Source organism: Pseudothauera nasutitermitis (genome assembly GCF_004801295.1).
GTDB lineage: Bacteria > Pseudomonadota > Gammaproteobacteria > Burkholderiales > Rhodocyclaceae > Pseudothauera > Pseudothauera nasutitermitis.
Window position 1 is genome coordinate 289,886 of sequence record NZ_SSOC01000004.1, and the last position, 16,951, is coordinate 306,836.

At 68.6% G+C, this 16,951-nt stretch carries 18 protein-coding genes; 14 read left to right on the forward strand and 4 right to left on the reverse strand.

From position 1 onward, the window contains the following. The first annotated feature begins 38 nt into the window (after positions 1-38). Complete coding sequence (locus E6C76_RS11725) at positions 39-680, forward strand: MBL fold metallo-hydrolase (protein WP_136348430.1); 642 nt, start codon at positions 39-41, stop codon at positions 678-680. Beyond that, on the forward strand, positions 677-1,384 hold the full coding sequence (locus tag E6C76_RS11730) for a response regulator transcription factor (protein WP_136348431.1): 708 nt from the start codon (positions 677-679) through the stop codon (positions 1,382-1,384). Before E6C76_RS11725 ends, E6C76_RS11730 begins: the two co-directional genes overlap by 4 nt. Positions 1,385-1,434: 50 nt before the next feature. On the opposite strand, the gene mscL is transcribed toward E6C76_RS11730, so the two are convergent. After that, on the reverse strand, positions 1,435-1,860 hold the full coding sequence (gene mscL, locus E6C76_RS11735; protein WP_136348432.1) for a large conductance mechanosensitive channel protein MscL: 426 nt from the start codon (positions 1,858-1,860) through the stop codon (positions 1,435-1,437). A 201-nt stretch (positions 1,861-2,061) separates the two neighbouring features. Here mscL and E6C76_RS11740 point away from each other — a divergent pair, with 201 nt between their 5' ends. Genes E6C76_RS11740 through E6C76_RS11750 form a run of 3 tightly spaced genes read left to right on the forward strand, consistent with a single transcriptional unit; the run spans position 2,062 to position 7,156 of the window. Then, complete coding sequence (locus tag E6C76_RS11740; RefSeq protein ID WP_136348433.1) at positions 2,062-3,651, forward strand: FecR domain-containing protein; 1,590 nt, start codon at positions 2,062-2,064, stop codon at positions 3,649-3,651. After that, positions 3,618-5,927 carry a CHASE2 domain-containing protein gene (locus E6C76_RS11745; RefSeq protein WP_136348434.1) on the forward strand — a complete coding sequence of 770 codons (2,310 nt, stop codon included), beginning with the start codon at positions 3,618-3,620 and terminating at the stop codon, positions 5,925-5,927. Before E6C76_RS11740 ends, E6C76_RS11745 begins: the two co-directional genes overlap by 34 nt. Next, positions 5,924-7,156, forward strand: coding sequence for an AsmA family protein (locus E6C76_RS11750; protein ID WP_136348435.1), 1,233 nt, complete (start codon positions 5,924-5,926; stop codon positions 7,154-7,156). The genes E6C76_RS11745 and E6C76_RS11750 overlap by 4 nt, the downstream gene beginning before the upstream one ends. A 15-nt stretch (positions 7,157-7,171) precedes the next feature. On the opposite strand, the gene E6C76_RS11755 is transcribed toward E6C76_RS11750, so the two are convergent. Then, a complete protein-coding gene (locus tag E6C76_RS11755; protein WP_136348436.1) occupies positions 7,172-7,876 on the reverse strand; it encodes a fumarylacetoacetate hydrolase family protein in 705 nt (234 codons plus the stop codon). A 505-nt stretch (positions 7,877-8,381) separates the two neighbouring features. On the opposite strand from E6C76_RS11755, the gene hemP reads away from it, so the two are divergent. From hemP to E6C76_RS11785, 7 genes are all read left to right on the forward strand, one after another. Continuing rightward, a complete protein-coding gene (hemP, locus tag E6C76_RS11760; RefSeq protein ID WP_230976250.1) occupies positions 8,382-8,588 on the forward strand; it encodes a hemin uptake protein HemP in 207 nt (68 codons plus the stop codon). Positions 8,589-8,647: 59 nt separating this feature from the next. Next, positions 8,648-8,875, forward strand: coding sequence for a (2Fe-2S)-binding protein (locus E6C76_RS11765; RefSeq protein ID WP_136348437.1), 228 nt, complete (start codon positions 8,648-8,650; stop codon positions 8,873-8,875). After that, positions 8,872-9,348 carry a bacterioferritin gene (gene bfr, locus E6C76_RS11770; RefSeq protein ID WP_136348438.1) on the forward strand — a complete coding sequence of 159 codons (477 nt, stop codon included), beginning with the start codon at positions 8,872-8,874 and terminating at the stop codon, positions 9,346-9,348. Before E6C76_RS11765 ends, bfr begins: the two co-directional genes overlap by 4 nt. Before the next feature lie 114 nt (positions 9,349-9,462). Then, positions 9,463-9,603: a hypothetical protein gene (locus E6C76_RS22070; RefSeq protein WP_168734326.1), complete on the forward strand. Its 141-nt coding sequence runs from the start codon at positions 9,463-9,465 to the stop codon at positions 9,601-9,603. Positions 9,604-9,754: 151 nt separating this feature from the next. Next, positions 9,755-10,471 carry an energy transducer TonB gene (locus E6C76_RS11775; protein ID WP_230976251.1) on the forward strand — a complete coding sequence of 239 codons (717 nt, stop codon included), beginning with the start codon at positions 9,755-9,757 and terminating at the stop codon, positions 10,469-10,471. Between the two features lie 3 nt (positions 10,472-10,474). Further along, a complete protein-coding gene (locus E6C76_RS11780) occupies positions 10,475-11,239 on the forward strand; it encodes a MotA/TolQ/ExbB proton channel family protein (RefSeq protein ID WP_136348440.1) in 765 nt (254 codons plus the stop codon). Beyond that, positions 11,239-11,655 carry an ExbD/TolR family protein gene (locus E6C76_RS11785; protein WP_136348441.1) on the forward strand — a complete coding sequence of 139 codons (417 nt, stop codon included), beginning with the start codon at positions 11,239-11,241 and terminating at the stop codon, positions 11,653-11,655. Before E6C76_RS11780 ends, E6C76_RS11785 begins: the two co-directional genes overlap by 1 nt. Before the next feature lie 108 nt (positions 11,656-11,763). On the opposite strand, the gene E6C76_RS11790 is transcribed toward E6C76_RS11785, so the two are convergent. Beyond that, positions 11,764-12,180 (reverse strand): Fur family transcriptional regulator, encoded by a 417-nt coding sequence (locus tag E6C76_RS11790; protein WP_136348442.1) that lies wholly within the window; start codon positions 12,178-12,180, stop codon positions 11,764-11,766. 170 nt (positions 12,181-12,350) lie between these two features. Then, positions 12,351-13,355 (reverse strand): cytochrome-c peroxidase, encoded by a 1,005-nt coding sequence (locus E6C76_RS11795; protein WP_136348443.1) that lies wholly within the window; start codon positions 13,353-13,355, stop codon positions 12,351-12,353. A gap of 245 nt (positions 13,356-13,600) precedes the next feature. Here E6C76_RS11795 and E6C76_RS11800 point away from each other — a divergent pair, with 245 nt between their 5' ends. Together E6C76_RS11800 and E6C76_RS11805 are read left to right on the forward strand one after the other, a co-directional pair. Continuing rightward, complete coding sequence (locus E6C76_RS11800) at positions 13,601-14,977, forward strand: efflux RND transporter periplasmic adaptor subunit (RefSeq protein ID WP_136348444.1); 1,377 nt, start codon at positions 13,601-13,603, stop codon at positions 14,975-14,977. After that, positions 14,977-16,947 (forward strand): MacB family efflux pump subunit, encoded by a 1,971-nt coding sequence (locus tag E6C76_RS11805; RefSeq protein WP_136348445.1) that lies wholly within the window; start codon positions 14,977-14,979, stop codon positions 16,945-16,947. Before E6C76_RS11800 ends, E6C76_RS11805 begins: the two co-directional genes overlap by 1 nt. Positions 16,948-16,951 lie beyond the last annotated feature (4 nt).

Consider the following 16,951-nt stretch of genomic DNA (forward strand, 5'->3'; position numbering starts at 1 on the left):
CTAAGATGTGCGCCGTCCTTCGTATCGGGCTTGCCGCCATGCTTCATTGCCGCATCATTCCCGTCACCCCCTTCGAACAGAACTGTTCGCTGCTGTGGTGTGACGTCACCGGCCGGGCCGCCGTGGTGGATCCGGGTGGCGATCTGGAGCGCATCCTCGCCGCCGTGGCCGAAGAGAAGGTGACGGTGGAACGCATCCTGCTCACCCACGGGCACATCGACCATGCCGGCGGCGCGGCGGCACTCGCACGGGCATTGTCGGCGCCGGTGGAAGGGCCGCAGGAGGAAGACCGCTTCTGGCTCGAAGGCATCGAACAGCAGGGGATGAGGTTCGGCTTCTCCGGGGCGGAAACGGTCGAGCCGGACCGCTGGCTACGGGATGGCGACAGCGTGCAGGTGGGCGAGGAAACCCTGCGGGTGATCCATGCCCCGGGCCATACGCCGGGCCATGTGGTGTTCTTCCACCCGGCGCTGCGTCTGGCCCTGGTCGGCGACGTGCTGTTCGCGGGCTCCATCGGGCGCACCGATTTCCCGCGTGGCGATTATGCGACGCTCATCGGCTCGATCCGCGACAAACTTTTCCCGCTCGGCGATGATGTCACCTTCGTCCCCGGGCACGGGCCCTGTTCGACCTTCGGCGCTGAGCGCGCCGGCAACCCCTACGTGGGAGGACTGGCATGAGGGTAGCGATTCTGGAAGATGATCCGACCCACCGCGAGACCCTGGCGGGCTGGCTGGGCGAGGCCGGACACGACGTGCATGCGTTCGCCAACGGGCGCGATTTCATCCGCAACGCCGGGCGGGAAAGCTTCGACCTGTACCTGCTCGACTGGTGCCTGCCGGACACCTCCGGCTACGAGGTGCTGCGCTGGGCGCGCGAGGATCGCGGCGACGACGTGCCGGTGATCTTCACCACCGCGCGGGACGCCGAGGAGGATGTGGTGGCGGGCCTGTCGGCGGGCGCCGACGACTACATCATCAAGCCGATGCGCCGCTTCGAGACGCTCACCCGCATCGAGGCGGTGATGCGCCGTGCGCGGCCGGCGGCGGTGGAGACGGTGCTGGACGTGCCACCGTTCCGTTTCGACGTGCGCCACAAGATCGCCACGGTGGATGGCGAAGCGGTCGAACTGACGGAAAAGGAATTCGACCTGGCGCTGTTCCTGTTCCGCAACCTGGGCCGGCTGATCTCGCGCGGACACATGCTGGAAGCAGTGTGGGGGCGCAACCCCAACCTCGCTACGCGTACCGTGGATACGCACGTCAGCCGGGTGCGCACCAAGCTCGGCGTGCGCCCGGAGCGCGGTTTCCGCCTGTCGCCGACCTACAACTACGGCTATCGCCTGGAGCGCCTCGAGGCCGATGCGGAAGAAGCCGCCGGCTGAGCGCCCGATGCAAAGATCGCAGACAGGCTCCGAGTCCGGCGGCGCGGCGTTCAGCCGCGCTTGAGCGCGTCGCGGATTTCGCGCAGCAGCTTGACGTCTTCCGGCTCCGGCGCCGGTTCGGGCGCGGGGGCCGGCGGTTCGGTGCGCTTCAGGCGGTTGATGGCCTTGATGGCCACGAAGATGGCGAAGGCGATGATGACGAAGTCGATGGCCGAGTTGATGAACGCGCCGTACTTCACCAGCGGCGCGCCGGCCTGCTCGGCCTCGGCCAGCGTGGCGTAGGTCTGGTCGCCGAGGTTGATGTAGAAGTGGCGGAAATCCACGCCACCCAGCAGCTTGCCGAGGATGGGCATCATGATGTCCTTCACCAGCGAATCGACGATCTTGCCGAAGGCGCCGCCGATGATCACGCCGACCGCCAGGTCGACGACGCTGCCACGCATGGCGAATTCCTTGAATTCCTTGATGAAACTCATCTGTTGTGCTCCCGCTTGAGGTAGGGCCGAGGGGTGGGGTGTGGCGGCGATCATAACGACTGCGCCACGCAGCGTACAGATGACGGGCGGGCGAAAGACCCGTGGAAACGCCGGATCGCAGGATTTTTTTCACGAATTTGCGGTTCCGGGGTCTTCCGTCTTTACAATCGGACGGTTTATCCACTTTCTGGCGCCTTCCCGATGATGATCACTCGTGTTTCCGCCCCGATCCGCCTGCTGGCCCTGGCCTCCCTGCTGTTTGCCGCGCTGCCGGCGCAAGCCGATCTGGTGCAGTACCGCGTGGTCCAGGGCGATACCCTGATCGGCCTGGGCGAACGCCTGCTGGCGCGCCCCGCCGACTGGCCGGTGCTGCAACGCCTGAATGGCGTCGCCGATCCGTACCGCATTCCGGTCGGCACCCAGCTGCGCATCCCGCGCGAGCTGCTGCGCCCCGAACCGCGCGAACTGCGCGTCGATGCGGTGCATGGGCAGGCCGCGCGCGACGGTGCGGCGCTGGCCGCCGGCGACACGGTGGGCGCCGGTGCGCGGCTCGATACCGGCGGCGACGGGCACGTCTCGCTGCGTCTGCCGGACGGCTCCACGCTGGAACTGCCGGCACGCTCCAGCCTGCAAGTGGAGGCGCTGCACGGCTACCCCGGCTTTGAGGGCGAGGACGTGCATCTGCAGTTGAACGACGGCCGGGTGGAATCCACCACGGTGCCCCGGCGCGGTCCGGCGGCGCGCTACCGTATCGATACGCCCACCGCGGTGATCGGCGTGCGCGGCACCGAATTCCGCGTGGCCACCGAAGCCGCAGCCGGTCGCAGCCGTGCCGAGGTGACGCGCGGCAAGGTGGAGGTCAGCGCGGGCAAGACGCGCCGCGCCCTGGAGGCCGGCTTCGGCCTCGTGGCCGACGGACGTCTCGGCCAGGCGCGCCGCCTGCCCGCCGCGCCCGATCTGGACGGCCTGCCGGCGCGTTTCGAGCAGCCCGCGCTGCGCCTGGCGCCGCCCGCCTTCGACGGCGCGGTGGCGTGGCGCGTGCAGGTGGCCGGCAACGCACAGTTCCGCCCGGTACTGGCGGAGCGCAGTGGCCCGGGCGAACTGCGCATCGACGGCCTGCCGGACGGGCAGTATTACCTGCGTGCGCGGCTGATCGACGAAGCCGGCATCGAAGGCCACGACGCGGTGCGCGGCTTCGAGCTCAAGGCGCGCCCGGAGCCGCCCTTCCCGGCACAGCCGCGCGACGGCGCCAAAGCGCCCGCCGGCACGGTGCAGTTCGCCTGGAGCGGCGCGCCGGAAGCGGCCACCTACCGCTTCGAACTGTTCTCCGTGGAGGGCGGCGGCGAGCCGCTGGAGGAAGCGGTGTCCGGCACGTCGCACGGCAAGGCGCTGGAGCCCGGCGAGTACCGCTGGCGGGTGGCCAGCGTGCGTGCCGACGGCGACCAGGGGCCGTGGTCGGCGCCTTCGAAGGTGCTGGTGCGCGCCCCCGCCGCGGTACCCGAGCCGCCCGAGATCGGTGACGAAGGGCTGACCTTCCGCTGGGCGGGCGAGGCCGGCCAGCGCTTCGACTACGAATTCTCCGCCGACGAGGATTTCTCCACCACGCGCTACGCCGGCCAGGTCGACCAGCCGCAGGTGGATCTGCCCCGTCCGCCGCCGGATACCTACTTCATGCGCGTGCGCGCCATCGAGCCGGACGGCTACGTCGGTGCCTGGTCCGGGGCACAGCGCGTCATCGTGCCGGCGAACATCCCGTGGTGGATACTCCTGTTCCCGCTGCTCGCGCTCTGAGCGACGCGCGCGGATTGTTCGGCGGGCCGCTGGTCGAATGGCTGGCGGTCGTCCTGCTGTGCGGCGGGCTGGCCGCCGGCGCGTCGTGGAACGGCTGGCTGTGGCGCATCGACACCCTGCTCTACGATGCCGCCATGACCACCCAGCGCCTGCCCGCCGATCCGGCGGTGGCGGTGGTGGCGATCGATGACCAGAGCCTGGGCGAGATCGGCCACTGGCCGTGGCCGCGCGCGGTGCATGCGGCGCTGATCGAGCGGCTGACGGCGGCCGGCGCGCGGGTCGTCGCGCTCGACATCCTGTTCGCCGAACCCAGCGAATCGCCGGCGGGCGACGCCGCGCTGGCGAACGCCATGCGCGCGCACGGCCGGGTGGTGCTGCCGGTCACCCAGGGCATGCGCGCGGCGGCCAGCGCCGGGGAGGCCTGGCCACTGCCCCTGTTCGCCAAGGCCGCCGCCGCCATCGGCCACATCCATATCGAACTCGACCCGGACGGGATCGCGCGCAGCGTCTACCTGTGGGAAGGCATGAGGCGTCCCGCCCACCCACAGCTCGCGCTCGCCGCGCTCGGGCTGTTCGAACCGTCCGCCGCCGCACAGTATGCCGTGCCCGCGCAAACCGAGGCCGATGAGGGCTGGCGGCGCGAAGCGTGGTTCCATATCCCGTTCATCGGCCCGCCCGGCAGCTATCCCTACATTTCCTACGTCGATGTGCTGCGCGGGCGCTTCGAGCCGGAAGCGCTGGCCGGCAAGGTGGTGTTCGTCGGCGCCACCGCCGTGGGCATGAGCGACATCGTGCCCACGCCGACCTCCGGGCATGCCCGGCCGATGCCCGGCGTGGAGGTGCATGCCACCCTCTTCGGCGCGCTGCGCGGCGACATGGTAGTGCAGCGCGTGGACCGCGCGCTGGTCGCGCCGCTGGCCGCGCTGACGGTCAGCGTGCTGCTCGTGCTGATGCTGCGCGCCGGCCCGCGCTTCACGATGCTCGCCGGGTTTACCTTCCTGTTCGTGATTCTGCTGGCGAGTTGGTCGCTGCTCACCGTGGAGCAGTGGTGGCTGCCGCCGTCCGGCGCGCTGGCCGGCAGCCTGCTGGCCTATCCGCTGTGGAGCTGGCGGCGCCTGGAGGCCGCGCAGCGCTATCTGGATGCCGAACTGGCCGCGCTGGGCCAGCCGGCCGGCCCGCTCGGCGGGCTGGCGCTGCCCGGGCCCGCCATGGCCGATGCCATCGACCCGTTCCGCGAGCGTATCGAACTGGTGCGCGAGGCGGCGCGGCGTGAACGTGCGTTGCAGCGCTTCACCGCCGACACGCTGGAAGGACTGCCGGTCGGCGCGCTGGTGACCGGGCCGGACGGCCAGATCCGCCTCGCCAACCGCCAGGCGGGCCTGCTGCTGGGCACCGCCGATGCCGAGGCGCAGCGCGCGCTGCTGGCCGCCATGCCGTGGCCGGAAGGCGGCTTCCCGCCCGGTGAGGCCAGCGTGGAGGTCGATCTGCCCGACGGGCACAGCCTGCTGGTCAGCGCCAGTCCGCTCGCCGACGAAGCGGGGCGTCCGCTCGGCGCCGTGTTCGGCCTGGCCGACATCGGCCCGATCCGCGCGGCGCAGCGCAGCCGCGAGGACATGATGTACTTCCTCTCGCACGACCTGCGCTCGCCGCTGTCCGCGCTGCTGACCCTGCTGGCCGAGCCCGCCGGCGGCGCCAAGCGCGAGCAGCGCATGGCGGGGCATGCACGCAAGGCACTGGGCATGGCCGACGATCTGCTCCGCCTGGCGCGCGCCGAGAGCCTGGACCCGGCCGGTTTCGCCGAAGTCCCGCTGGAAATGCTGGTGGTGGATGCGGCCGACGAAGTGTGGGCGAACGCGCGGGCGAGCGGCATCGAATTGCATACCCAGGTCGCCCCGGAAGCCGGCGAGGACGGCGCCTGCGTGCTGGCGGACCGCGAGCTGGTGTTCCGCGCGGTGGTCAACCTGCTCTCCAACGCCATCAAGTATTCGTCGGCCGGCACCGAGATCACCCTGGCGCTGGTGCCGGTGCCTGGCGGGTGGGAGATCGCCGTGAGTGATCAGGGGCGCGGTATCGCGCCGGAAGAGCAGGAGCGCCTGTTCCAGCGCTTCAGCCGGGTTGGTGGCAGCAACGCGCGCGGTGCAGTGGGCGGAATCGGTCTCGGCCTGCTGATGGTGCGTACGGTGGCCGAGCGCCACGGCGGCTCCGTGCGGGTGCATAGCAAGCTGGGCGAAGGCAGCACCTTCACGCTGTTCCTGCCGGAAGAGGCCGGGCGGTGAAACTGCGGCGCCTGGTGTCCGGCGCACTCGTGCTGGCACTGCTGTGCGCACTGCTCGCGGCGCTGGTGCTCGCGCGCGGCGGGGAATGGCTGCGCGCGGCGGCGGAACAGCGCCTGCAGGCCCTCGTGCAGCCGCAGGTGCGCATCGGCGAAGCCGTACGCTGGCAACTGCGCCCGGGGCCGGACGTACGTCTGCGCGCACTGGCCCTGCGGGGGGACGACGGCGAGCCCGTGCTGCGCATCGATGAAATTGCGCTGACCTGGTCCTGGCGCGATGTGCTGGCGGGCCGCCTGGAGGCCGGTACGCTGAGTGTCAGCGGCGTGCGCGTGTCGGTCCAGCGCGATGCGGACGGCCATTGGAACGTGGCCGATTGGGTGCGCGGGACCGGGCCGGCGGAGGGCAGGGCCACATCGTCCATCATGCTGCCCGCGCTGGCCGGGGTGCGCTTCGAGGATGTGCGCATCGACCTGCGCGACGAGTCCGGCGGACTGGAGGGGGCGCTGGTTCTGTCACGCCTGGAGCTGGGCGCCGTACAGGCCGCCGAGCCCCTTGGCCTGTCGGCGGATCTGCAACTGATGTTGAACGCGCCTGCCGAGGTCGGCGTGCAGGGCACGCTGGAAGTGGCCTTGACGCCCGGTCTGCGGGCGCTGGAAGCGCTCGACGCGCGCCTTGAGGCGGAGAGCGGTGCCTGGCGGGCGGCGGGCGCGCATCTGCAGGTGGACCGCATGGAGATCGGCGACGCGGGCGAACTGGCGCTCAGTGGCGGCGAACTGGCGGCGGACATCCATGGCCCGGACGGCATGAATGGCCACGGGCGCCTGAGCGTGGAACGCTTCGGGCAGGATGCCCGCGGCTGGTATGGCGCGGGTTCGCTCGGCCTGGAAACGGAGATGCCGGTGCAGGCGCGCCTGTCGAGCGGATTCACCGTGGGGGCCGAGGAGTCCGGCGGGACGCTGGAAGGCGAACTGATGGGGGCCGGGCTGAACGGCAACTGGCGCCACGCCGCGCTGGAGCAGCCTCCGTCCAGCCTGCTGCTGAGCCTGGAGCATCTCGACCTGGATGCCTTGAGCGCAGCACTGCCCGGCGGCGGCGAAGAGGGTACTGCGCCGGCCTGGCTGGATTGGTCGGCCTGGCCGGTGAATGGCGAACTGCGGGTCGGCACCCTGCGGGCGCAGGGGGCCACGGTGCGAGGTGCGCGCGTGCGCCTGGGCGCGCTGCCGGCGCGTTGAGCCGGTGAGGCGCGTTCAGCGTTCGGTGACGCGCAGCGAAAGCGTGCCCACCCCGTCGATGCGGCCTTCCAGCAGATCGCCGGGAAGCACCGGGCCGACGCCTTCCGGCGTGCCGGTGAAGATCAGATCGCCGGGCATCAGGCGGTAGTAGCGCGAGAAATACGCAATGATTTCCGGAATCGACCAGATCATGTCCGCCAGATCCCCGCATTGGCGGTCCTCGCCATTCACCCGCAGGAGCACCTCGCCGGCGTCCAGCACCTTGCCGGGCGCGGGCACGATGGCGGAGATCGGCGCGGCGTCGTCGAAAGCCTTGGCAATGTCCCACGGGCGGCCCTTCGCCTTGGCTTCGGCCTGCAGGTCGCGCCGGGTCATGTCCAGGCCCACTGCGTAGCCGTAGATGCATGCGGCGGCCTGTTCCACGGACAGATCGGTGCCGCCCGCACCCAGCGCGACCACCAGTTCGAGCTCGTGATGGACTTCCCGGGTGGCCGGCGGATAGGGGAAGCGTCCGGCTTCGTCGCCGCCTACCGGCAGGACCGCGTCGCCCGGTTTGAGGAAGAAGAACGGGGCCTCGCGGGTGGGGTCCGCGCCCATCTCGCGGGCATGGGCGGCGTAGTTGCGCGCCACACAGTAGATGCGGCGGACCGGAAAGAGGCCGCCACCGGCCACCGGAACGGTGGGACGGTCGGATGGATCGATGACGAACTGCTCGGGCATGGCGGCGTGCTCCTGTGGGCTTGGCGACATAAGAGCCTGTCTACGCTCTTTTCATGGGTCCCGCAGCCGCCCAAAGTGTTCCGCTCAAGGCGCGCGGCGCAGCCAATACCGGGTGTCTTGGTAAGGCGCGCAACGCGGAGCGGGGCGCTTTGGGCGGCTGCCCTTCGGGTTTCCCCGCCAGGCAGGCCGCTGCGGCGTTACAAATACTCGCCGGGCCACCAGCCCGACTGCGTTTTGTGCCTTGCATCGACCTGCCTGGCGGGGAAACGGGACCCATGAAAAGAGCGTAGACAGGCTCTCAGGCGCGATTGTCGCATTCCGGCCGTGTTGTTGGGCAGTTGACGGCGCCCGGTGATGTTCTTCCCGGGACGGCGCGTGCGCTGTTCCGTGCATGCGCGGGTTGGCGCCGGATGGGCACGCTTCATGCCTCGCAAACACGGAGAAGTTGACCGCAGATGGGTATAGATGCTTCAATGCGAATCATTCTTGTTATACTTAGCCTTAAATGATGGATTCGCTGCCTCATACCACCCGGACCGATGCAGCAGGCGGCCCGTCCGATGCTTCCGAGCAGATCGAAGAGTCGGGCGTGCCGCGCCCGATCGCGAGCGAGCAACTGCTGCAGGGACGTTCGTGCGTGATGATCCGGCACGGCGACGCGGTCTATGCGCTGCGCGCCACCCGGGCCGGGAAGCTGATCCTGACCAAATAGCCAGAGATCCGGCGCGGCTTGCCGCGCTGGTCGTAGCCACCAGCAGGGACTAGACTGCCATGTACGTCTGCGTGTGCAACGCGGTAACCGAACGCCACATCCACGAAGCGGTGGAGCAGGGGATCAAGCGCATGCGCGACCTCCGCACCCAGCTCGGCGTGGCGGCCGATTGCGGGCGTTGCGCGACCTGCGCGCATTCCTGCCTGAAGTCCGCTCTGGGCTCCCGGGAGGACGGCGCGCCGCAGGCGTTTCCGGCAGCATATTCCCTGGCACTGGAGGCACGATGAAAGGCGACAAGAAAGTCATTCAATATCTCAACAAACAACTCACCATCGAACTGACCGCGATCAACCAGTACTTCCTGCATGCGCGCATGTACAAGAACTGGGGACTGAACCGCCTGGGCAAGCACGAGTACGAGGAATCCATCGAGGAAATGAAGCATGCCGACGCGCTGATCGAGCGCGTGCTGTTCCTCGAAGGGCTCCCCAACCTGCAGAACCTCAACAAGCTGCTGATCGGCGAAACCGTGCCCGAGTGCCTGCGTGGCGACCTGAAACTGGAAACCGACGGACGCGCGCTGCTGGTCGAGGCCATTGCGTACTGTGAGTCCTGTAAGGACTATGTCTCGCGCGAACTGCTCGAAGACATCCTGGAAGACACCGAGGAACACATCGACTATCTGGAAACACAGCTCGACCTGGTCGAGCAGGTCGGTCTGCAGAACTATCTGCAGTCGCAGATGGAGGGCGGTTCCTGAGTTCGATCCGCGGCGGCCGCGCCGCCGCGGTACCGCGTGGCGCCGGTTGCGCCACTTGCCAGCCACGCCCCCGCGCTTCGAGGGCCAGCCAGCACCTGACAGCGTGAGGCGACGATGCATCCGATTCTGCGAGGAATTCCCGCGCGTCTGGCGAATGCGGCCTTTGCCGTGCGGCGGGTCGCGTTCTACCTGGTGGTGGCGGCTTTGTTGATGAACCTGATGATGGGGCCGGTAGTGCCCGATGTGGCGCCCTGAGCGGGGCGCGGATGAACGAGGAACGATGAGCGCAGCGGATTCAGCCCTTCCGGCCGTGCAGGCCTTCGATGTTCCGGCGGCCCCCGCCAAGCCTGCCCCGCGTGCACGGCCTCGTTCCGTCGTCCGCCGCAGGGGTGGTACGCATGCCGCCGTGGCGTATCCGCCGCGCAGCACGCGGGCATTGGCGTTTACGCTGGTCGTGCTTGCCCATGCCTCCGGGCTGTACGCGTTCACCCGGATGGACTGGGAGCCGGCGCTGGTTGCCGGCGCGCCGCTGCAGGTGGCACTGATCACCCCGGAGGCGCCGTCGCCGGTGGTCGAGGCGCCGCCTGCTCCTCCGGAGCCGCTGCCCGTCGAACCTGCGCCGCCTCCGAAACCGGTGCCGCCCAAGCCCAGGCCCAAACCCGAGCCGAAGCCGCGTCCGCCCGAGCCGGTGGTCACGGAATCGCCCACGGCGATTACCGCCGCGGTCGATCCCGAGCCTGCGCCGGCGGAATCGGCGCCTGCTGCGCCGGCCGAATCCATCTCCGCCGCACCCGCGCCGGTGGTGCGCGGCAATCCCGGCCCTGCCGAACCGGTGGTGACCGAGGCGCGCTTCGACGCCGACTACCTGAACAATCCCCCGCCCGTGTATCCGCCGTTGTCGCGCCGCATGCGCGAGGAAGGGCGGGTGATGCTGCGTGTGCATGTGTCGGCCGATGGCTCGCCCACCGCCGTTGAACTCAACACCAGCTCCGGTTCTGGCCGTCTCGACAATGCCGCCCGCGATGCGGTGCAGCGCTGGCGCTTCGCGCCGGCGCGGCGCGGCGATCGCGCGGTGGACGCCTGGGTGCTGGTACCCATCGTATTCAAACTGGAAGGAAGCTGAAACGTGGAAATGCAAGAAGCCTTCGGCCTGGCCCACCTGTGGGCGCAGTCCGATCTGGTGATCCGTCTGGTCGCCTTCGTGCTGGTGGTGATGTCGGTCACCAGTTGGTACCTGATCCTGGTGCGCGTGGTGCGTCAGCTCCAGGCGCGTCGATACGACCACGCCGTGGAGGAATTCTGGGCCGCCTCCGATCTGCAGGAAGGCCTGCTGCGCCTGCGCGAGCGCGCGCCGGATTCGCCCTTCGAGGCGCTCGCCCGCCAGGGTGGGGCGGCGGCCGAGCATGTGCGCCAGCACGCCCATCAGCAGACGCTGGGCGGCAAGCTGGATACCGACGAATTCGTCACCCGTGCGCTGCGCAAGTCCATCGCGCTGTCGACCGCGCGCCTGGAGTCGGGCCTCACCATGCTGGCCTCGATCGGTTCCACCGCGCCCTTCGTCGGCCTGTTCGGCACGGTGTGGGGGATCTACCATGCGCTGGTGAATATCAGCGCGTCCGGCATGGCCACGCTCGACAAGGTGGCCGGTCCGGTGGGCGAGGCGCTGATCATGACGGCCTTCGGCCTGTTCGTAGCGATTCCGGCGGTACTGGCGTACAACGCCATTTCCCGCGCGAACCGTCTGGAACTGTCCGAACTGGACGCCTTCGCCCATGACCTGCACGCCTGGTTCAGCACCGGCTCTCGGCTGGCCGCGCAGCCGGATGGCGCGGGTGCGCGCGAACGCGCCGGCAAGACCGTGGTGCTGCATGCCACCCCGGGAGCCGCGTGATGGCCTTCGGCGGGTTCAACCAGGGCGGCGGGCAGTCGCCGATGAACGAAATCAACATGGTGCCGTTGATCGACGTGATGCTGGTGCTGCTGATCGTCTTCATGATCACCGCGCCGTTGCTGACCCACGGGGTGAAGATCGATCTGCCGTCCGCTTCCAGTGAGCCGAATGTCGAGAAGCCGGAAACCGTGACGCTGGCCATGGACGCGGATGGCCGTCTGTTCTGGAATGATCTGCCGATCGAGGAAAGCGAGCTGGAAAGCCGCCTCGCCCTGGCGGCCACTGCAAAGCCGCAGCCCGAACTGCATCTGCGTGCCGACCGGGAGACGCGCTATCAGCGCATCGCCGAGGTGATGTCCGCCGCGCGCGAGGCCGGCGTGGAAAAGATGGGGTTCATCACCGTTCCGGCACAGTGAGCGGGCTTCCGTACCCGGTGTAGCGGAGTACGGAGCGTACAAGTAAGAACGGCCGCCCGAGGGCGGCCGTTCTGCATGCATGGGTACCGCAATGCGGATGTAGCGCTGTCAGGTCCGTTTGCCGCGTACGCGGATGATGACGTCCACCTCTTCGAGTTCGATGTCAGGCGGCAGTTGCGGCACGCCGATCACCCGCAGCTCGTCGGCGGACACGTCGGTCAACTCGCCTGTATTGACGTCGTACAGGTGATAGTGAGGGTCGGTGTTGGAATCGAACACCACCCGATCGGGATCGACGATCAGTTCTCTGACCAATTTCTTCTCGCGAAACAGCTTGAGCGTGTTGTAGACCGTGGCACGCGAGGTTTCAGGGACCGTTGCACGGACGGCGGAGAGAATCTGATCCGCACTCAGGTGCACCGGCTGCTGCAGCATGACGCGCGCAATCTCGAGGCGCTGAAGGGTGACGGGTATGCCGGCTTCACGCAGCCGTTCTGCCATCGCCCGGGTCGTGAGTCTGTCCATCTCTGTTTGGGTCCGTATTGATCCTGGTCATGTTATCGCCGGATGTCGGGGTTCCGGTCATCTTGCTGGAATCTACGTGATCCTTCCGTGTTCTGTAAATAAATGGTTGAAGCATCACGGCAAAAAGCGCCCCCGCCCAGAGGCGGGGACGCTTGCGTCGAGGTTCCGGATTACTGGAACGGATCCGGACGCGGGGTGGCGTTGCTGGACGGCGGCAGGATCGGCATGGTGATCTGCGGCTGCTCACCGGTCAGCGTCTTCAGGAAGGCGACGATGTTGCCGACTTCTTCTTCGCTGAACTTGCGACCCAGCTGCAGGCGGCCCATGATGTCCACCGCTTGTTCCAGGGTGGCGGCTTCGCCATCGTGGAAGTACGGGTAGGTCATTTCCACGTTACGCAGGGTCGGCACCTTGAAGTTGAAGCGGTCGGCGTCGACACCGGTCACCGCGGCACGGCCTTCGACTGGCGAGGTGCTCTGGTACGGCTCGACCAGGCCCATGCGCTGGAAGGAGGTGCCGCCGGCGGCCGGACCGTTGTGGCAAGCCACGCAGCCGGCGCCCTTGAACAGCTCCCAGCCAGCCAGTTCCTTGGCGTTCAGCGCCTTGTCGTCGCCCTTCAGCCACTTGTCGAAGCGCGAGTTCGGGGTCACCAGGGTTTCCTCGAATTCGGCGATCGCGGCGGTAATCAGGCTGACGTCGATCTTGTCGGTACCGAACACCGCCTTGAACTCATTGACATAGCCCGGGATGGACTGCAGCACTTCTACTGCCAGGGCGTGCGGCATGTTCATCTCGATGTCGGCCTGGATCGGACCGGCGGCCTGCTCCTGCAGGTTGGCGGCGCGGCCGTCCCAGAACTGGGCCAGCGCCAGGCTGGAGTTCAGCACGGTCGGGGCGTTCACCGGACCAGCCTTCCAGCCGTGGCCGATGGAGGTCTTCAGGTTGTCGGTACCGCCGCGCGACAGGTTGTGACAGGTGTTGCACGAGATGATGCCGGACAGCGACAGACGCGGTTCGAACCACAGCTTCTTGCCCAGTTCGACCTTGGCGGGGTTGCTGGTCTTGTAGGGTTCGATCGGCTGGATCGGCTCATCGCGAACCTTGGCCGCCCATGCGGCGGTGCCGGCGGTGGTCAGTGCGAAGGCAACGGCTACTCCCAGAGCCTTGAACTTCATGGTGGTGTACTCCTTACGTAAGAAAAACGGGGCCGTCTAGCATGAGTATTTCTTTTAGACGACGTCTAATCCCGAAACCGGATTAAACCCGCCTCTTTTGGGGTGGACGTTGACGCAGATCATGAAAACCGCCGCTTGGCGGGCCGTTCACGGCGTCTGCCGACCTGCAATACGATACAAACCCGCAAACCGCCCTCCCTTATCCTTCAGCTGCGGTCGGTCCGGCCGCGTGATACGTAGAAGACATGACCTCCATTGCCCCGACCCGGCGTTCTCGCCGTCTCCGCACCCTGCTGGCCGCCGCGCTGCTGATACTCGGCACGGCTGGCGGCTACTTCGCCTGGAAGCACTACAACGGCGTGCCGACGCCAGAAGATCTGTACCAGTTCGCCACCGTGCAGCGCGCCGATATAGAGGACCTGGTGACCGCCACCGGCACCCTGCAGCCGCGCGACTATGTGGATGTCGGCGCCCAGGTTTCCGGGCAGTTGAAGGTTTTCCACGTGGAGGTGGGCAGCGAGGTGAAGGCCGGCGATCTGCTCGCCGAGATCGACGCCACGGTGCTGCAAAGCAAGGTGGACGCCACCCACGCCCAGTTGCGCAATCTGCGCGCGACTCTGGGCGCGCGCGAATCGGATCTGAAGTTGGCTGAAATCCAGCACCGCCGTCAGCAGAACCTGATTGCCGAGAACGCCACCACCGAGGAGGCCGTCCAGCAGGCCCAGGCCGGCCTGCTGTCGGCGCGCGCGCAGATCGAGGCGCTGCGCGCGCAGATCGATCAGACCGAGTCCAACCTGCGCGCGGATGAGGCCAACCTGGACTACGCGCGCATCTACGCGCCGATCGACGGCACCGTGGTGTCGATTTCCGCGCGTCAGGGCCAGACGCTGAACTCCACCCAGCAGGCGCCGACCATCCTGCGCGTGGCCGATCTGAGTTCGATGACCGTGGAAACCCAGGTTTCCGAGGCCGACGTCAGCCGCCTGCGCCAGGGCATGGAGGCCTACTTCACCACCCTGGGCAACCCCGGCCAGCGTTGGACCGGCCAGTTGCGCAAGGTGGAGCCCACGCCCACGGTGACCAACAACGTGGTGCTGTACAACGCGCTGTTCGATGTGCCCAACCCGGACCGCCGGTTGATGACCCAGATGACCGCGCAGGTGTTCTTCGTCGTCGGCCGCGCGGAGAACGCGCTGACCGTGCCGATGGGGGCCTTGTCGAATCTCGGCACGCGCACGCGTCCTCCCGGCATGGGCGCGGAGGGCGGACCGGGGATGCGGCCGGCCGGCGGGGAGCGTCCGGCTGCCGGCGAACGTCCCGCGATGCAGCGTCCGCCCGGTGCGCCGAACGGCGAGGGCGGCATGCGCCGCGCGCGTGCGGCGGAAGGCGAGGATGGCGCGGGCGGACCTCCCGTGGAGCGGGGCCGACGCGCCACGGTGAAGGTGCTGCAGGACGGCGAGGTGGTCGAGCGCGAGGTGCGCGTCGGCGTCACCAGCCGGGTTGCCGCCCAGGTGCTCGACGGCCTGAGCGAAGGCGAGCGTGTGGTTGCCGGCGCGCGCCAGTCCGGTGCGCAGACCGGCGGGCAAGGCCAGCCGCCCGGACCGATGCCCAGGATGCGCTGATGCAACGCGAACCGCAAATCGCCCATCTGCCGGCGGACCGGCGCGGCGAGCCGCTGATCGAACTGTCCGGTGTCACCCGCAGCTTCGGCACGGGCGAACTGGAGGTGCGGGTGCTGCACGGCATCGACCTGCGCATCCATGCCGGCGAATTCGTTGCCATCGTCGGCGCCTCGGGCTCGGGCAAATCGACGCTGATGAACATCCTCGGCTGCCTGGATCGTCCCAGCGGCGGCAGCTACCGTTTCATGGGCCGGGACGTCTCCGCGCTGCAGGCCGACGAGCTGGCCCGCCTGCGGCGAGAGGAGTTCGGCTTCGTATTCCAGAGCTACAACCTGATCGGCAACGCCACCGCGCGGGAAAACGTGGAGGTGCCGGCGGTGTATGCCGGCATGCCGCCGGAAGAGCGCCACGAGCGCGCCGGCCGCCTGCTGACCGATCTGGGGCTGGAGGAACGGCTGGACTATCGCCCCTCGCAACTGTCCGGCGGCCAGCAGCAGCGCGTGTCCATCGCGCGCGCGCTGATGAACGGCGGGCGCATCATCCTCGCCGACGAGCCCACCGGCGCGCTGGACAGCAAGAGCGGCGCCGAGGTCATGCGCCTGCTCGGCGAACTGTCGGCCGCCGGGCACACGATCATCCTGATCACCCACGCGCGCGAAGTCGCCGAGGCCGCCGACCGGGTCATCGAAATCCGCGACGGGCGCATCCTGTCCGACCCCGGGCCGCATCCGTCGACGCAGGCCGAGCCGGATTTTTCCCCGCACGTGGATCGCAGCTCGCCGCTCACCGACCTGTTCGAGGCCACCCGCACCGCGTTGCGCGCGCTGCGCGCCAACGTGTTCCGCACCATCCTCACGCTGCTCGGCATCGTCATCGGCGTGGCCTCGGTGATTGCCATGCTGGCCATCGGCGACGGCGCCAAGCAGTCGGTCATCGACAGCATCAGCGCGATGGGCAGCAACCTGCTCACCATCCGACCCGGCGCGCCCAACATGCGCGGGCGCATCGGCCTGACCACGCTGGTGCCGGAGGACGTCGAGGCCATCCGCGCACTGCCCAACGTATTGGCCTCCGCGCCCGAGCAGAGCGGTTCGGTGACCGTGCGGCGCGCGGACTACGACCACCGCACCGAGGTGATCGGCACCTCGTCCGACTACATCCAGGCGCGTACCTGGCCGGTGGCCTGGGGTGCGTTCTTCTCCGTCGAGGACGAGCAGCGCTACGCGCCGGTGGCGGTGCTGGGGCAGACCGTGGCCAATGCGCTGTTCCCGGACGGGCTCGAACTGGGCAGCTTCGTGCTGCTCAACAACATCCCCTTTCAGGTCGTCGGCCTGATGGCGCCCAAGGGCGCCACGGCGTGGGGGCAGGACCAGGACGACGCCATCTTCGTGCCCTACACCACCGCCAGCCTGCGCCTGACCGGCCAGCGCCACCTGCGCAGCGTCACCGTGGCGGTGACCGATGTGGCGCGGATCGACAGTACCCAGGAGGAGGTCCATGCGCTGCTGCTTTCCCGCCACGGCGTGGAGGATTTCCAGATCCGCAACATGGCGTCGATCATCGACAGCGTGTCGGCCACGCAGAACACCATGACCATCCTGCTCGGCTCGATCGCCGCGATCTCGCTGCTGGTCGGCGGCATCGGCGTGATGAACATCATGCTGGTGTCGGTGACCGAGCGCACCCGCGAGATCGGCATCCGCATGGCCACCGGCGCGCGCATGCGCAACATCCTCCAGCAGTTCCTCGTCGAGGCGCTGGCGGTTTCAGCGCTCGGCGGGCTGATCGGCGTTGCCGTGGGCCTGAGCGTGGCCGCGTTGATCCAGGCGCTCGGCACGCCCATCCAGTATTCCCTCGCTCCGGTGCTGCTGGCCTTCGGCTGCGCCTTCGCCACCGGACTCGTCTTCGGCTATCTGCCCGCGCGCAAGGCTGCCCGGCTCGATCCGGTGGTCGCGCTCGCCTCGGAGTGAAACA

What these genes read in the sequence shown, in the direction of transcription:
- E6C76_RS11725 (WP_136348430.1), top strand. Translation starts at nt 39, where the DNA reads ATGCTTCATTGCCGCATCATTCCCGTCACCCCCTTCGAACAGAACTGT.
- E6C76_RS11730 (WP_136348431.1), top strand. Translation starts at nt 677, where the DNA reads ATGAGGGTAGCGATTCTGGAAGATGATCCGACCCACCGCGAGACCCTG.
- mscL (WP_136348432.1), bottom strand. Translation starts at nt 1,860, where the DNA reads ATGAGTTTCATCAAGGAATTCAAGGAATTCGCCATGCGTGGCAGCGTC.
- E6C76_RS11740 (WP_136348433.1), top strand. Translation starts at nt 2,062, where the DNA reads ATGATGATCACTCGTGTTTCCGCCCCGATCCGCCTGCTGGCCCTGGCC.
- E6C76_RS11755 (WP_136348436.1), bottom strand. Translation starts at nt 7,876, where the DNA reads ATGCCCGAGCAGTTCGTCATCGATCCATCCGACCGTCCCACCGTTCCG.
- hemP (WP_230976250.1), top strand. Translation starts at nt 8,382, where the DNA reads ATGATGGATTCGCTGCCTCATACCACCCGGACCGATGCAGCAGGCGGC.
- E6C76_RS11765 (WP_136348437.1), top strand. Translation starts at nt 8,648, where the DNA reads ATGTACGTCTGCGTGTGCAACGCGGTAACCGAACGCCACATCCACGAA.
- bfr (WP_136348438.1), top strand. Translation starts at nt 8,872, where the DNA reads ATGAAAGGCGACAAGAAAGTCATTCAATATCTCAACAAACAACTCACC.
- E6C76_RS22070 (WP_168734326.1), top strand. Translation starts at nt 9,463, where the DNA reads ATGCATCCGATTCTGCGAGGAATTCCCGCGCGTCTGGCGAATGCGGCC.
- E6C76_RS11785 (WP_136348441.1), top strand. Translation starts at nt 11,239, where the DNA reads ATGGCCTTCGGCGGGTTCAACCAGGGCGGCGGGCAGTCGCCGATGAAC.
- E6C76_RS11790 (WP_136348442.1), bottom strand. Translation starts at nt 12,180, where the DNA reads ATGGACAGACTCACGACCCGGGCGATGGCAGAACGGCTGCGTGAAGCC.
- E6C76_RS11795 (WP_136348443.1), bottom strand. Translation starts at nt 13,355, where the DNA reads ATGAAGTTCAAGGCTCTGGGAGTAGCCGTTGCCTTCGCACTGACCACC.
- E6C76_RS11800 (WP_136348444.1), top strand. Translation starts at nt 13,601, where the DNA reads ATGACCTCCATTGCCCCGACCCGGCGTTCTCGCCGTCTCCGCACCCTG.
- E6C76_RS11805 (WP_136348445.1), top strand. Translation starts at nt 14,977, where the DNA reads ATGCAACGCGAACCGCAAATCGCCCATCTGCCGGCGGACCGGCGCGGC.